The sequence below is a fragment of the Gluconobacter cerinus genome, assembly GCF_002723935.1.
In the GTDB taxonomy this organism is placed as follows: domain Bacteria; phylum Pseudomonadota; class Alphaproteobacteria; order Acetobacterales; family Acetobacteraceae; genus Gluconobacter; species Gluconobacter cerinus.
Map to the genome: position 1 here is coordinate 384,338 of NZ_BEWM01000003.1, position 14,223 is coordinate 398,560.

Below are 14,223 nucleotides of genomic sequence, written 5' to 3' on the forward strand. Positions count from 1 at the left end.
CATATGCTTATTTTTCACAAAGGGCTGACCAATCTTACTGATCGGGTTATCGCTCGTTTCCATTCATGACGCATCTGACTATCCATGAATGGGGACGGACGAGCGTTTATAATGGCACCGGCTCCGCGCCGAAGGAGTCCTTCACCCGCAGCCAAGCCAATACTCTGCTGCGGGCTGCGCGATCACATGCGCTGGCCAACCAATTCGGGAGCAATATTCTTGTCGATCGTTACAGCGAAATAAGAGCCCAGCAGGTTGTCGGCGTTATTGCCGCCCCGGGATGCAGTCTTGAAATTCTGCCTAAAATCGATGCCGCATCAGATGAGAGCGATGAAACACTCCGCACCCGGCTTGTTACTATGCTCGATGTGGCGCTCGGGCTCAAAATCGGAGACGGACAGGCTCTAGCCATGGCGCGCCAGAAGGAAACCTTTCTCGACATCCTGATTCGATTGTTTGCTGATCGCTTTTTGGCCGAGGCGCGTCGTGGCCTGCCCCGCGGTTATGTCGCACAAGAGGAAGATCTCGCAACGCTGCGCGGGCGGCTTGATGTCATTCGCCAGTTCACTCACCATGCAGTGCGTCCCGACCGCTTAGCGTGCCAGTTTGATATTCTGATACCAGATACGCCTCTTCTGCGTGTGATGAAAGCTTGCGTTGTGACGCTGCGCCGCTACGCTCGCGTATTGGAAACGCAGAGACGACTTGATGAGCTGCGTTTTCTTCTTATGGATGTCGGGGATGTTCCAATTAATGCTTTGCCTTGGAGCCAAGTGCGCATCGACCGGACGAGCCGCCGTTGGGAAACACTCTACGTATTGGCAAAGCTGTTCCTGAAACGCGAATGGCAAGGGACCAACCACGACGCCAAGGCTGGTCAGGGAATCACTCTGTTATTCGCCATGAACGATCTGTTCGAAGCCTATATTGCCACCTTGTCTCGCAAGGCACTGCAAGGTAGCGAGCTGACGGTTCATTTACAGGGTGGATTGCTCTATTGCCTAATGGAAGAAAGCGAGAATGGCCGGGCACGTTTCCAAACGTCACCTGACATCCTCATCAAGCACCATGGACAGACCCAGATCGTGATAGATACCAAATGGAAGCTCATTGGTCGAAATCCCGAAGATAAGAAACGCGGCGTTTCGCAATCCGACGTCTATCAGATGATGGCGTATGCCCGCCTCTATCAGTGCCGCGATCTGCTCTTGCTATATCCCCATCATGTCGGTCTTGGCTCCGATGCTTTGAATGCTAGTTATGCCATTATGGCGGGAGATGAGCGTTTGCGGATCGCAAGCGTCGATCTTTTGCACGGATCGGCTGCAGTTGCACAGCGACTAAGAGAGCTCATTTCTCGATGATGAATTACATTAGTAAGCAACAGCTAGACGAATGTTTTGATGATCTTGCCATGGTTTGGTTACGGCAGCTTCGTTGGGAAGTGTAGGTTGCCCGAAAGTATCAAGGATTATTGAGGCGATCAAAGCGACGTGAAAGTTTTTGCGCTGGACATATATGTACATGTCCGGTTTCTTGATTGCCTTACAAAAAGTGGTCGTTCCGTTTCCCCCGCTTGGCAGACGCTGGACGTTTTTCTGCTGCAAGGATTGAACCATTCCTTAGCGCTTTAAACCCGTTCCAATAACCTCATCAGACCCGCTTGAATCCGCATTCAAGGCTTTCGAAAGAAAACAGGCAACGTCTTTAGTGCTTCCTGGGGCTGCCATCTCCAGAAGTACAGCACCCTCGACGATGCTTAAAATCGCAGCAGCCCGACCGGTCTCAGTGTGGCCTGGCGATGGCGCTAGCTTGCTGTCTATCCAATCGGTCCATGATTTCACAGCGCCCGGTCCAATGCGATCATATGGCGTTTCGCCACGTGCGCTTCGAGCTATAACCTCCGTCCATAGCTTCATGAAGGGAGCTATTTCAGGGTCATGGACCATTGCAAGAACGCGCATGAGAAATTGTCCCGGTGACGAGCGAGCACCATCATTAATCCGCAAAAGTAGAGCGGACAACCTTGTGCTGACTTGTTCAAGGACATCAACAATAAGCTGGTCTTTTGTTCCGAAATAATAGATCAGCATACGATCGCTTGTGCCAATCTTCGCGGCCATACCTCTGAGACCAAGCGTAGCAATTCCCTCTTCAAGTGCCAGGTCCGCAAGAATACTTGTAAACTGGACTTTGCGGGACCGCACCTCATCGCTTGATTTTGATGGTGGTGCAGACGGCGAGGGAAATTTCAGCGTTTTCATCCGAATTATGTAGCACTCGCTTCATAAGGAAGATACGTAGTGGGTGCTACATATGAGAGAACTTGATATGTTGCGCCCAAAGCAATTTGCAATTTGTGCTCTCCTGGCTGCTTTCTTCTGGGGATACGGCCTTGGCGCCTGGATCGCGCTTGCAATGGCGAGCCGTTCAATACGAGCCAAGCAATCAACGCCAGTACCGTGAGCAATGCAAACGCTCCGCCCCACGACGATAGAGGAGCAAGGCCCACCAACGTCTGGTTTTTTTCTTCTCGCGCGATACCAGACGTTCTACCTTCTCCCTCAGAGCTGTATGCAAGCTGGAAGCACGTACCGTGCTCAGAAATCTGAAATTGAGTGCGAATATTTACGGCCGTGTCTCACGGAGCAGTCTTGTTGATAACGGTTACAATGAAAAAACATAGAAAAATATTATCATTGGTATGTAGAGAAATATAAGAAATCTATTTCCAATAAGTGCAAACAAAAACGGAGATGTCGTAAGCGTCAAAATGGAAATCGCGAGAAAATACCTGCCTTTCTTTGTCTGGTCCTGAGCGATGCCGCAGCCATTTTTGCGACGAGAAAACCAATATTTATTTTCGCTGAAAGCAGTGGTGGCGTCATTGTTTGACATTTTCTCGTCTCCTCTAAAGCTATTTAGCGGGGTGGTATTTCTCTGACATGTTAGCGCCTTATCCTGGTCTTTGTTCTTTCTTCCAAAGAAGCCATGACAGTCCCCAAGAGAAGGCTGCAAGCAAGAGGACAACGGTCAGATAAGTATGGTGTGTTTTGTGGGTACCGAACATCCCAAACCCGACTGCGACCAGAACAGCACCAGCAAGAATGAAAACCGGCCCTGATGCCCGATGTGTCCGGTCCCAGACCCGGACGCTGGCTTTCGTCCAAGGTGTCCGGATACCGACAAGCGTATTGGGTCTGAGTTTCCCAAGGCCATTGCCGACAACAATCAGGAATCCACCCATCATGATGTCAGTGAGGGAACCCATGGCAATTTTGATGCCCAGAGCCTGCTCCATGGATGCGATGGCCAGGATACCGAGCATGGCCGTCAAGGTGATCCATACGGCATCATAGACGGACACAGAGGCCTGAAAACCTTCGCCGGAGCCCCTGAGGGATGGAAGGCCATACATCAAGGTCCATAATCCGAGCTGAAGTCCGATCCAGATGATCACTCCCTTCAAGGGAGAGACAAAGTGATCCGGAACCCATTCCCGGGAGAAATGAACAGGCACCATAGCATTTGGCGGAGCCATCCACAGGATACCCAGGCTGATTGCCAGCGTTGTCAGGATGACTGCGAAGGAGACGAAGGGGCCGTATCTGTCCTGCATAAGTCTGTTTCCTCTCCCAGCCGCATGGAAGACGCCAGACGAAGCCATGCGTCTTCCAGCACTGAAAGCTTCAGGTGATAGATCAGGGTGGTGCCGACGCGCTCACGATGCACAAGATTGGCCGCAAGGAGTACGGTCAAGTGACCGGACAGGGTCGGCTTTGCGAGCGTGAAATGCTCCGAGATTTCGCCCGCTGTCATTTCCCGGTCACGCAGCATCTCCAGGATGGCGCGACGCGTTGGATCGGCAAGGGCTTTGAAGACATCACTCATAATTCGTTATTTAGCGAAATAACGAATAAAAGGCGACTAAATTTTTCGTCTCTTAAGGTTCGAAGTCCGCTTTCGTTTATTAAGAGCTAAAAGCAGACGTTCCGTTCACCCTCCTAAACAGTCTGTCTGCTCAACGAATGGCAGCGGACAGGCTGTAGTCGCCTCAAGCCAGACGTTCAATCGATCTATTTGTCTTCGACAAAGCGGACATAAGCGTTGTCCGAATGATACTTGACGGCATGCTCGATATTTCGGTGCAGAGCAAAACGTCAGCTCCTTAAGCTGATGTAAGACGGGACGGCTATCCGTTTATTTTTCAGGATATTCCTATGTCACTTCCTGACATGCTCATCATTTCTCCCTCCGTCCTCTATTTCGGTACGCCTGTGGCACTCGTTTGCACAGCAGACAGCCACGCTAACGCGAATATTTCGCCCGTTTCCTCACTCTGGGCTTTGGGACAGACCATTGTGCTAGGGCTGGGTACAACCGGATGCGCGCTCGCCAATCTTCGTGAAAGAGAAGAGTGTACAATCAATCTTCCATCGGCTGATCTGTGGACTAAAGTCGAAGCGATTGCTCGAACGACGGGAAGTTCGCCCGTTCCCCCGGAGAAGACTGCAATGGGGTATGTCCACCATCCGGACAAGTTCGCCCTGGGAGGCTTTACACCCGTGCCTTCCGAGACGGTCAGGGCTCCACGCGTCGCCGAATGTCCTCTGCAACTGGAGTGCCGCCTTTCGGCGCTTCATGGTGATGAGTCCCGAGGATTTGTCCTCGTCGACCTGACGGTAAAGCGCGTTCATGCTCATCGCGATATCGTCGTCGGCGGGACGCATCATATCGACACAAGCCGCTGGCATCCCCTCTTCTTTATTTTTCGAGAATACTTCGGCGATGCGCGCCCCTTAGGTCGAAATTTTCGTGCAGGCCGCTGAAAGCGTTTCTCAGGAACACGCCCAGAGATCGGCCACCCGTTGTGCTGCTTCAGGCCTGTCCGTAACCAGAACAAGCCGGTGGTCATGATCGCTATAAAGCGTTTCGATATTGACGCCTGCGTCAGCCATGCGCCCGGTCAGAATACCAAGCTGCCCCGGCACGGCCTGTTTGAGAGGCAGAAGAACAACCTCCCGGACACGCCCGACCGTTATTCCTGCGTTGCCCAGAGCCTTGCTGGCTGCTGCCCCGTCTTCAAACAGGAAGTGCGCCACGCCTCTGCCTTCGGTCACTCACGCACCTCCCCCTTCAACGCTGATCCCTGCCTGGCCGAGGGCAGTCCCCATCCGCCCCAAAGAACCAGGACAGTCTTCAAGAAGAATTTCCACATCAAACATGATCATTCTCCACGGCTGCATGGACTACCCTGCTATCAGACGGTGCTTCCTCCCGGTCGCTCAGCCCATAATTCCGGACAACCTGCGCAACCTGCAAACGATAATCCGAAAATACGCCGCCCCGCCCTGCCGCCTGTGCCATGCGATGCGCTGACAGACTTCTCCAAGCTGCAACGGCGTTTTCGTCCTGGAAAAACGATAATGACAGCAGCTTGTCCGGGTCAGTCAGACTCTGGAAGCGCTCGACTGAAACAAACCCCTCGACGGTCTCAAGTTCGGCCTTCAGATGCGCAGCTAACGACGCATACTGCTTTTTTCCTTGCCGCGTGGGCCATGCTTCGAACAGAACAGCGATCATACTGGGTCTTCCGGTTGTTTCGGGATGATCTTAGGAGCTTGCGATGTTCGGATGTTTCGGTGCAGATCAAAGCATGAAAGACGGTCCGGACATCGCGCGAATTGCGGCTCTGATTGGCGATCCTGCACGCAGTAACATTCTGACAGCCCTCATGTCTGGCAAAGCCCTGACCGCGACCGAACTGGCCTCTGAAGCAGGCATTTCAGCGCCGACAGTCTCAGGTCACGTCCGGAAGTTGATGGATGGTGGTCTGATTGTTGGATGCAACCAGGGACGACATCGTTATTTCCAGCTGGCCGGTTCCAATGTTGCGAACCTGCTGGAAGTCATCATGGGATTTGCAGCGTCTCAGGGGCATTTGAGAACGCGCCCCGGACCCAGAGATCCCGCCCTACGAGCCGCGCGCATCTGCTACAGGCATCTGGCAGGTAAAGCGGGCGTGCGGATGTACGAAAGCCTTCTGGCTCGGGCGTTTTTGGTTCTCGATGAAGACGCGTTAAGCCTCACCCCGCAGGGAGAGAGTTTTCTTCTTTCACTGGGAGTGGACCTGACAGCTTTATCGAAGAAGCAGCCCCCGCATTGTCGGAACTGTCTGGACTGGAGTGAACGGCGGTATCACCTTGGAGGTCCATTAAGCAGAAGTCTTATGGACTTCATTTTTCAAGAGGGGTGGGCAACCCAGCTTCCCCATAGCCGAACGATCCAGTTTACTCAGACGGGACAGAAGGCATTCGAAAGGATGTTTCCCCTTTAAAGCACGGTGAAAAACTAGTTTTTCCCTCAACTGAGACATTCGGCCCCGTAATATTACCCGTCTGTTGATCGGGTTAATTCCTCCCAGTCCATGATTTCTTTTTCGAGCTGAACGAGACGTTCACGAACCAAACGCAGAGCATCGCTACCCAAGAGGAGTTGCGGTGGAGGCATGTCCGACGCAACGAGCTGAAGGACGGCGGCGGCGAGTTTCGTCGGATCACCCAACTGCTTACCGTCCTTCTCGTGGCGAGCGGCCCGGATCGGATCGAACAGAGCATTATAGTCTGTAATTGAGCGCTCGGTCCTGACCATTGAACGCCCGGCCCAGTCCGTGCGGAATGATCCAGGGCATAGCGCGGTGACATGAACCCCAAAAGGCGCCATTTCCGCGCGCATGACCTCCGAAATGCCCTGCAAAGCGAATTTGCTACCACAGTAAGACGCCAGGCCCGGCATCGTGATCAGACCACCCATCGACGTCACGTTCACAATGAACCCGCGACGGCGCTCGCGAAAACGCGGCAGGAAGGCCTTGGCAATCGCAACAGTTCCGAAGACATTGACGTCGAACTGGCGGCGCATTTCTTCGAGAGGAGATTCCTCCAGAACCCCTTCATGCCCATAACCGGCATTGTTGATGAGTACGTCGACTGGACCATGGTCTTCTTCTGCCTGTGCGACGATGGCGGGGATACGGTCGAACTCGATGACGTTACACAGGACCGCTCGAACATCCGGCAGTCGCTCCAGTAAGGACACTCTTGCGGCTTGCGACCGGACCGTACCAATCACCCGATGACCGGCCTCAAGGGCAGCCTGGGCAATGGCTAACCCAAATCCCGAGTTGGCACCCGTGATAAAGAAGGTTTTTTGTAGCATGGCTCTGCTCGACTGGATTTCGTTCATGCCTTGACCAATAATAGCGTATTATCCAGCGTGCTCCTGCGGTTTCTCTAATATCCTTGCCCGATCCTATGAATTATCAATCAGATACCTCTTCGCTCCTCGCACTGGCTGCGGAACTCGCACCGCGATCTGGCTACAACGCCACGTCTTTGCCGAGTGTCCGTATCCTGCGTTCCGAGACCATCCTTGAAGATGTGCCGGTTCTTTATCGGCCTGGGGCGGTTTTCGTCCTGCAGGGATTCAAGCAGGGTTTCCTCAATGGCGAGATCTACCGATATGATACCGAGCATTATCTTGCTGTTTCGGTCCCTGTGCCTTTCCGGATGGCTTCGCAGGCCAGCCCTGCTCAGCCTCTGCTCGCCATTTACTTCGATTTTGACCTGCATCTTGCTGCTGAAATAGCGACGACACTGAAGGGACAAGGCGGTCATGACGAAAGAATGCAGGCACGAAGTCTGATTTCAAGTCGAATGGCACCCGCCATGACGGATGTACTCCAACGCCTGCTCCATGCTCTCCACCACCCACAGGAACTCGCTATTCTCGGCCCGGGGCTATTGCGTGAATTGCATTACCGCATCCTGGTCGGGCCACAGGGCGGATCGCTGATGGCAGCGTTGCGTCGTAATGACACAACAGACAGGATCGTGCAGAGCCTCGCGCTGATCCGCGAACGCTACAAGGAAGGCCTATCGGTTCCGGAACTCGCTGTAACAGCCGGCATGAGCGTTCCGTCATATCACGTCGGCTTTAAGTCCCTTACCGGAAACACCCCGATCCAATATCTCAAAGCGCTGCGGCTGCACGAAGCAAGGCTGATGATCGCACGACGTCAGGGAACACTTGCAACGATCGCCTCAGAAGTCGGCTATGCCAGCCCTGCCCAGTTCAGCCGGGACTTCAAACGCCATTTTCATCGCACCCCAAGCGAGGAGGCCAAATGGATGCGAGAACATCTGGGAGAGCCGATACAGGCTTGACGCGCAAATCCCGCGTTGAGGTGGGCTGGTTATTTGCCAGCGCTTAGCAGACAGACGGTAACTCCTCCTTCGAGACACTGACCTTATTGATGCGCCAACCGAAAAGCGGACACTTCTCATCCCGAGTTGAATTAAACCGCACCCTGCGGGGAATTGTTCGACACTTCTTATGTGAGCATCATTTCTAGGGAACGAAAAACTCTTTCATCCTCGCATTGCGTGACATTGAACCGCATGAAGGAAGATGCAGACTGGCTCACACTGAAGACGTTGCCCGGAGCATGAATGATTTTATCAGCCATGCTTCTGAGCGCGATGTCCGTTGAATCCTGTCCATCCGGAAATCTGCACCACAAATAGAAGCCTGCTTTCGGGACTGTCCACGGCGATATCCCTAGCGTCTCCAGTTTGCGAATAACCGTCTTTCTGGATTTTTCTAGCCGCCGCTTGATCTCCAGCATGTGCTTTCGATAGCTGCCCCCTTCCAGCACATCCGCGATCACTTCTGTGATTACAGGACTGGGGCCACCAAAACTGGTCGCGACCTGCAGGTCAATCAAACCTTCAATCAGATCTTTCCGGGCCGCGATGTAACCACATCGTACCGACGCAGACAGGGTCTTTGAAAAACTTCCGATCCGGATGACATGCTCCAACCCCTCCATGACCGCCAGGCGGGGTGATGGCGCAATCTCAAAATCTGCAAAGATATCGTCTTCAACAATCAGAACACCTGATGCGGCTGCTGTACTCAGAAGACGAAAGGCTGTCTGCGGAGAGAGAGTGGCTCCGGTGGGATTGTGGAGAGCAGAGTTGGTGATGTAGAGGCGCGGCTTCTCCTGCAGAACGATCCGCTCGAAAGCTTCGGTATCCGGACCGGTCGCGGTGTATGGCACTCCGACGATCCGGATTTCATGCGCCTTGAGCAAAGCCTGGAAATTGAAGTAACACGGGTCGTCCACCAGAACCGTATCACCCCGACGCACCAGCAGGCGACAGATCAGATCGACCGCCTGCGTGCCTGAACCCGTCAGCAGAACCTGATCGGGGCTGATATCAAGCCCCTCTTCGGAAAACTGGGAGGTCAGGAGACGGCGCAGGCGCAGTGCGCCTGTGGTGCTGCCATAGTCCGACAGGATGTTCCCTTTCCCTCGCGCCACGGTTCTGAATGCCTTGCGCAATGCTTCATTAGGCATCCAGTCCGTTGGAAGCCAGCCGCATCCTGGCTTCAGGACAGTTGGATCTGAGTCCAGAGACTGACGCGACACCCAGAACGGATCAACGGCCCGCGCTGCCGGGGTGTTGGCACCCACCAACGATAATGGCGGAAGCGCGCGTCCCTTGACATAAAACCCCGAGCCCTGACGTGATGCGATGACCCCCTCGGCTACCAGACGGTCGTAAGCCTGAACGATCGTAGACGGTGAAGCCTGCATGATTTTGGCAAACTGCCGGATCGATGGCAGGCGATCGCCAGACACAAGAGCACGTGTCGCGATGCGCTGCCTGATCGCCTCCATGATGGCGGATGTGCGCGTCTGTTGATCTTCCACTACCGACCTCAGGAATTGTATGTGTCTTGTTACCAATACAGTTTTTCATAACTGTACTGAAGTGTAGCTCCCCCTGACAATTCCATCCTCATAAATTCAAGCGCATTCAATTCATCACGATATCAAGGATTTTCGTTTGTGAAACGGACGACAGAAGGATGGGGTAGCGGGTTGCTAGGCGTTATCATTTTCAGTGGCTCTCTGCCCGCGACACGTGTTGCGGTCGCTGATTTTTCGCCCATTTTCCTGACCAGCGCCCGCGCCGTCATAGCAGCCCTTCTGGGAAGCCTCTTTCTGTTGGCACTGCGTCAGCCCCGCCCGGTAAAGCAAGACACTGTTCCTCTTGTCTTCGTCGCTATCGGCTGTGTCGTCGGCTTCCCATTGCTAACGGCACTCGCACTCCAACACATTACGTCAGCCCACTCCCTTGTGTTCATCGGCCTGTTGCCGCTGGCCACGGCCATTTTTGGTGTGCTGCGGGGAGGTGAACACCCCAAACCTGCCTTCTGGCTGTTTTCCACGATCGGCGCGGCTGCTGTGGCGGGGTTTGCTCTCTACGGCAGTCAGGCGGGGAATGTCACAGGCGATCTGCTGATGGTTGCGGCCATTCTCGTCTGTGGTCTGGGTTACGCGGAAGGAGCCACCCTCTCCCGTCGTCTCGGGGGATGGCAGGTCATTTCATGGTCCCTGCTGCTGCCCCTGCCACTCATGGCGATTATCGCCCTCGCTTACCTGCCGACCAGTTGGGGAAACATCCATCTCTCCTCATGGATCGGTCTTGGCTACGTTTCGGTCTTCAGCATGCTGATCGGTTTCATCTTCTGGTATCGCGGCCTGGCTCTGGGCGGCATCGCTGGCGTCGGGCAGCTGCAGTTGCTGCAACCCTTCTTTGGTCTGCTGCTTGCGGCACTTTTCCTGCATGAACCGGTTGCCTGGACCATGGTTGTCTCGACACTCATCGTCGTTCTGTGCGTGGCCGGTGCGAAACGTTTTTCATGATCCACAAAGACTAACAATTCTGACTTCTCAACCGAGGCAATCATGTCCGACGACTTCTACCGGCTGAAACTGCTACCACCCTATGTGATTGCTGAAACCAATGCGATGCGGGCCGCAGCACGCTCGGCCGGTGAAGATGTCATTGACCTCGGTATGGGCAATCCCGACCTGCCACCGCCCGAGCACGTCATTGAAAAGCTCGTTGAGGTCGCACGTCGACCCGAGGCGCATGGGTATTCCCAGTCCAGAGGAATTCCAGGGCTGAGACGGGCACAGGCCAACTATTACGGCCGCCGCTTTGGCGTGGAGGTTGATCCCGAAACAGAGGTGGTCGTCACGATGGGGTCGAAGGAGGGCCTCGCCAGCCTCGCCGCCGCCGTGATCGCCCCCGGCGATGTCGTGCTGGCCCCGGACCCGTCCTACCCCATTCATACGTTCGGGTTTGTCATGGCCGGGGCAGCCATCCGTGCCGTGCCGACGACGCCTGACGAGCATTATTTCGAGGCGCTGGAACAGGCGATGAAAGCACCCGGTCCCCGCCCAAAGCTGCTGGTCATGAACTATCCGTCCAATCCGACGGCAGAGAGCGTCGAACTGCCGTTTTATGAGCGGGCCGTGGCTTTTGCGAAGGAACATGGCCTGTGGATCGTCAGCGATCTGGCCTATTCCGAACTGTATTATGACGGAAAGCCGACCCCCTCGATCCTTCAGGTCAAAGGCGGCAAGGATGTTGCGGTCGAGTTCACGTCCCTGAGCAAGACCTACAGCATGGCCGGCTGGCGCATTGGCTTTGCCGTGGGTAACAGGACGCTGGTTTCAGCCATGAGCCGGGTCAAATCCTACCTGGACTATGGCGCGTTCACACCCATTCAGGCGGCGGCCTGTGCTGCGCTCAATGGTCCTCAGGACATCGTGGAGCGTAACCGGCGGCTCTACCATCGTCGGCGGGACGTGTTGGTCGAAAGCTTTGCCCGGGCCGGATGGGACATTCCCCCTCCTAATGCTTCCATGTTTGCCTGGGCACCTTTGCCTCCGGCTCTTGCACATATGGGAAGTCCGGACTTTTCAAAAACAGCTTCTGACCCACGCCAAGGTGGCGGTTGCTGCAGGTGTCGGATATGGCGCAAATGGTGAAGGCTATGTCCGGATTGCTCTGGTGGAAAACGAACAGCGCATCCGCCAGGCAGCCCGCAACATCAAACGCTATCTGAAATCGATGGGCGTCAATGTTCCATCCGGTAATGAGGTCTAACATGTCGATCTTTCACGGCCTTTCGGCTTTCCCCATTACGCCAGCCAACGAACATGGCGTGGTGGATACGGAGGGTGTCATGCGCTTAACGGCGCATCTGTCTGCCAACGGGGTGGATTCCATCGGCCTTTTGGGCAGTACCGGAACCTATGCCTATCTGAGCCGTACCGAGCGCTGCCGCGCCATCCGGGCAGCCTTCAAAACAGTCGCGGGTAAAACGCCGCTAATCGTAGGGATCGGCACGCTGCGCACCGACGATGCCCAGAACCTTGCACGCGATGCTGCGGCCGAAGGTGCCGACGGGCTGCTGATGGCTCCTGTGTCCTACACGCCCCTGACGCAGGAAGAAGCCTATCAGCATTACAAAGCGGTCGCCGAAGTTACGTCTCTGCCGCTCTGCATCTACAACAATCCCAGTACAACCCATTTCAGTTTCAGTCGTGATTTGCTTGAACGGCTGGCGGACTTACCCAACATCGCCGCCGTAAAAATGCCCGCTCCGGCAGAAGGCGCGGTTTTACAGGAACTGGCCGCACTACGGTCCAGCCCGGTTGGAAAACTCGCTATAGGCTACAGTGGAGACTGGATTGCGGCCGAAGCCCTGCTCGCCGGAAGTGATGGCTGGTTCAGTGTGCTGGGCGGTTTCCTGCCAAAGCTAGCCAAGGCGATGGTGACAGCCGCACATGAGAGCGACGCCCGTGCCGTGAACCAGTATCAGCAGGTACTGGAGCCGATGTGGGCACTTTTTCGGGAATTTGGAAGTCTGCGTGTTGCTTATGCTGCAATCAATCTTCTCGAACTGTCTTCCGCGCAGCCTCCGCGTCCAATTTTGCCTTTAACATCGCAAGACCGGAGGCGTGTAGAGGATGCCCTGAAAGCATGCACCGCACTTTAGGATAAATAGCGATGTCTGCTTTGCGACTGGTACAGTCTAAGAGCAAAAATTCCGCTTTCCCTCCATAGCGACCGGAATGCTTGCATTGTTTATCCGTAGAAAAAGAGGTTCGAAGCAAATCCATCTGATGAAAGCTTCGATTGCCGCGCACCTGGGATTAATTCTGACTTTGGATTTTAGAAATTAGCTCCAAGCCTGTATCAGGATTTCTGCATAGGGGACGTGGTCGCTAGATCGTGCGCATAAAAGCGACACCGGTAACGGGCTGGAGAAAGTCCGGTTGCAGTCCGGAAATGCTGACGAAAATTGGTTGTTGTGCCAAAGCCTGCGTTATGTGCGATCTCATCAACAGAGAGAGTCGTCTCCTCCAGAAGATCGCGAGCATAAGCAATGCGTTGCCGCTTGATCCACTCACTTGGCGGCAGCCCGGTTGCTTCACAAATATGGCGATGAAGCGTTCGGCCGCTGACATGAGCGATCTCGGCCATACGCTCAAGAGTCCACTTTTCGCCAATCCTTTTCTGCACCGTCTCAAGGAGTTCCGAAAGCCGTGCGCCTGACGGAGGAGGAACAGAGCGTTCGATGAACTGCGACTGGCCGCCGTCTCTGTGTGCTGCGACGACCAGTCTGCGCGCTACGCTGTTTGCAGCTTTCGCTCCAAAATCTTTCCTGACAATATGCAGACACAGGTCGAGACCCGCAGCACTTCCTGCAGACGTCAGAATGTCTCCTTCATCCACATAAAGCGCATCTCCTTCAACCACGATGTCAGGATATCGGGATGCTAGTATTGAAGCATAATGCCAATGCGTCGTCGCACGTTTGCCTGCGAGCAGACCGGCTTGCGCCAGCACGAATGCTGCACCGCAAATCGAGACGATTCTGGTTCCTGCCGCATGTGCCCGACGGAGCGCGCCGAGCAATAAAGGAGGTGCCACAGTATCTGGCCCCCGCCAGCCGGGAATGATGATCGTGTCAGCGCGATCGAGAAGCTCTAGTCCGCCGACTGCTTCCAGTCGCAGACCGCCTGCTGCACGGAGTGGCTCCGGTTCAGCGGCGGCCGTAAGGCAGCGATACCAGCCCGGCCCCATTTCAGGGCGTGAAAGGCCGAATACCTCGAAGGCGCAACCGAATTCAAAGGTGCAGAGCTGGTCATATGCAACGATGACGACGAGAGGACTGGGACCGTTTGGCATGATCCTTATGTTAATTGCCAATCCGGCCACTTACAACACGGTCGTCTGCTCGTTAGCGTCGTCGTAAACGGGATCACGGATCCCACAGGTAAATCATCTCGAA

At 54.7% G+C, this 14,223-nt stretch carries 14 protein-coding genes and 1 pseudogene; 7 read left to right on the plus strand and 8 right to left on the minus strand.

Annotated features, from left to right (window positions below):
• The first annotated feature begins 65 nt into the window (after positions 1 to 65).
• A complete protein-coding gene (locus GCE01_RS08945; protein ID WP_099212538.1) occupies positions 66 to 1,364 on the plus strand; it encodes an McrC family protein in 1,299 nt (432 codons plus the stop codon).
• Positions 1,365 to 1,622: 258 nt separating this feature from the next.
• Here GCE01_RS08945 and GCE01_RS08955 read toward each other — a convergent pair whose 3' ends face one another.
• The 3 genes from GCE01_RS08955 to GCE01_RS08970 all read right to left on the minus strand — a co-directional run bounded on the left by GCE01_RS08955 (position 1,623) and on the right by GCE01_RS08970 (position 3,891).
• Positions 1,623 to 2,207: a TetR/AcrR family transcriptional regulator gene (locus GCE01_RS08955; RefSeq protein ID WP_244591146.1), complete on the minus strand. Its 585-nt coding sequence runs from the start codon at positions 2,205 to 2,207 to the stop codon at positions 1,623 to 1,625.
• A gap of 749 nt (positions 2,208 to 2,956) precedes the next feature.
• Positions 2,957 to 3,619 (minus strand): SdpI family protein, encoded by a 663-nt coding sequence (locus tag GCE01_RS08965; protein WP_167386142.1) that lies wholly within the window; start codon positions 3,617 to 3,619, stop codon positions 2,957 to 2,959.
• Positions 3,574 to 3,891, minus strand: coding sequence for an autorepressor SdpR family transcription factor (locus GCE01_RS08970; RefSeq protein ID WP_099212543.1), 318 nt, complete (start codon positions 3,889 to 3,891; stop codon positions 3,574 to 3,576). The genes GCE01_RS08965 and GCE01_RS08970 overlap by 46 nt, the downstream gene beginning before the upstream one ends.
• A gap of 329 nt (positions 3,892 to 4,220) precedes the next feature.
• Here GCE01_RS08970 and GCE01_RS08975 point away from each other — a divergent pair, with 329 nt between their 5' ends.
• Positions 4,221 to 4,829, plus strand: a complete 609-nt coding sequence (locus GCE01_RS08975) for a flavin reductase family protein (RefSeq protein WP_099212544.1) — start codon at positions 4,221 to 4,223, stop codon at positions 4,827 to 4,829.
• 9 nt (positions 4,830 to 4,838) lie between these two features.
• Here GCE01_RS08975 and GCE01_RS08980 read toward each other — a convergent pair whose 3' ends face one another.
• Both GCE01_RS08980 and GCE01_RS08985 read right to left on the minus strand, forming a co-directional pair.
• Positions 4,839 to 5,120, minus strand: a complete 282-nt coding sequence (locus tag GCE01_RS08980) for an amino acid-binding ACT domain-containing protein (protein ID WP_244591147.1) — start codon at positions 5,118 to 5,120, stop codon at positions 4,839 to 4,841.
• Positions 5,121 to 5,217: 97 nt separating this feature from the next.
• Positions 5,218 to 5,583, minus strand: coding sequence for an antibiotic biosynthesis monooxygenase family protein (locus GCE01_RS08985; RefSeq protein ID WP_099212545.1), 366 nt, complete (start codon positions 5,581 to 5,583; stop codon positions 5,218 to 5,220).
• 43 nt (positions 5,584 to 5,626) lie between these two features.
• On the opposite strand from GCE01_RS08985, the gene GCE01_RS08990 reads away from it, so the two are divergent.
• Positions 5,627 to 6,337: an ArsR/SmtB family transcription factor gene (locus GCE01_RS08990; protein WP_099212546.1), complete on the plus strand. Its 711-nt coding sequence runs from the start codon at positions 5,627 to 5,629 to the stop codon at positions 6,335 to 6,337.
• Positions 6,338 to 6,390: 53 nt separating this feature from the next.
• On the opposite strand, the gene GCE01_RS08995 is transcribed toward GCE01_RS08990, so the two are convergent.
• Positions 6,391 to 7,218 carry an oxidoreductase gene (locus GCE01_RS08995; protein ID WP_099212714.1) on the minus strand — a complete coding sequence of 276 codons (828 nt, stop codon included), beginning with the start codon at positions 7,216 to 7,218 and terminating at the stop codon, positions 6,391 to 6,393.
• A gap of 95 nt (positions 7,219 to 7,313) precedes the next feature.
• Here GCE01_RS08995 and GCE01_RS09000 point away from each other — a divergent pair, with 95 nt between their 5' ends.
• Positions 7,314 to 8,225 carry an AraC family transcriptional regulator gene (locus tag GCE01_RS09000; protein ID WP_099212547.1) on the plus strand — a complete coding sequence of 304 codons (912 nt, stop codon included), beginning with the start codon at positions 7,314 to 7,316 and terminating at the stop codon, positions 8,223 to 8,225.
• 167 nt (positions 8,226 to 8,392) lie between these two features.
• Here GCE01_RS09000 and GCE01_RS09005 read toward each other — a convergent pair whose 3' ends face one another.
• Positions 8,393 to 9,778 carry an aminotransferase-like domain-containing protein gene (locus GCE01_RS09005; RefSeq protein WP_244591148.1) on the minus strand — a complete coding sequence of 462 codons (1,386 nt, stop codon included), beginning with the start codon at positions 9,776 to 9,778 and terminating at the stop codon, positions 8,393 to 8,395.
• Between the two features lie 138 nt (positions 9,779 to 9,916).
• Here GCE01_RS09005 and GCE01_RS09010 point away from each other — a divergent pair, with 138 nt between their 5' ends.
• The 3 genes and pseudogenes from GCE01_RS09010 to GCE01_RS09020 all read left to right on the plus strand — a co-directional run bounded on the left by GCE01_RS09010 (position 9,917) and on the right by GCE01_RS09020 (position 12,924).
• The gene (locus GCE01_RS09010) at positions 9,917 to 10,777 is read left to right on the plus strand and encodes a DMT family transporter (protein ID WP_099212548.1); all 861 of its coding nucleotides are present in this window, start codon (positions 9,917 to 9,919) and stop codon (positions 10,775 to 10,777) included.
• Positions 10,778 to 10,819: 42 nt separating this feature from the next.
• Positions 10,820 to 12,029, plus strand: a pseudogene (locus GCE01_RS09015) (LL-diaminopimelate aminotransferase).
• Position 12,030: 1 nt separating this feature from the next.
• Positions 12,031 to 12,924, plus strand: coding sequence for a dihydrodipicolinate synthase family protein (locus tag GCE01_RS09020; protein WP_099212549.1), 894 nt, complete (start codon positions 12,031 to 12,033; stop codon positions 12,922 to 12,924).
• A gap of 200 nt (positions 12,925 to 13,124) precedes the next feature.
• On the opposite strand, the gene ftrA is transcribed toward GCE01_RS09020, so the two are convergent.
• Positions 13,125 to 14,120, minus strand: coding sequence for a transcriptional regulator FtrA (gene ftrA / locus GCE01_RS09025; protein WP_099212550.1), 996 nt, complete (start codon positions 14,118 to 14,120; stop codon positions 13,125 to 13,127).
• Between the last annotated feature and the right edge of the window lie 103 nt (positions 14,121 to 14,223).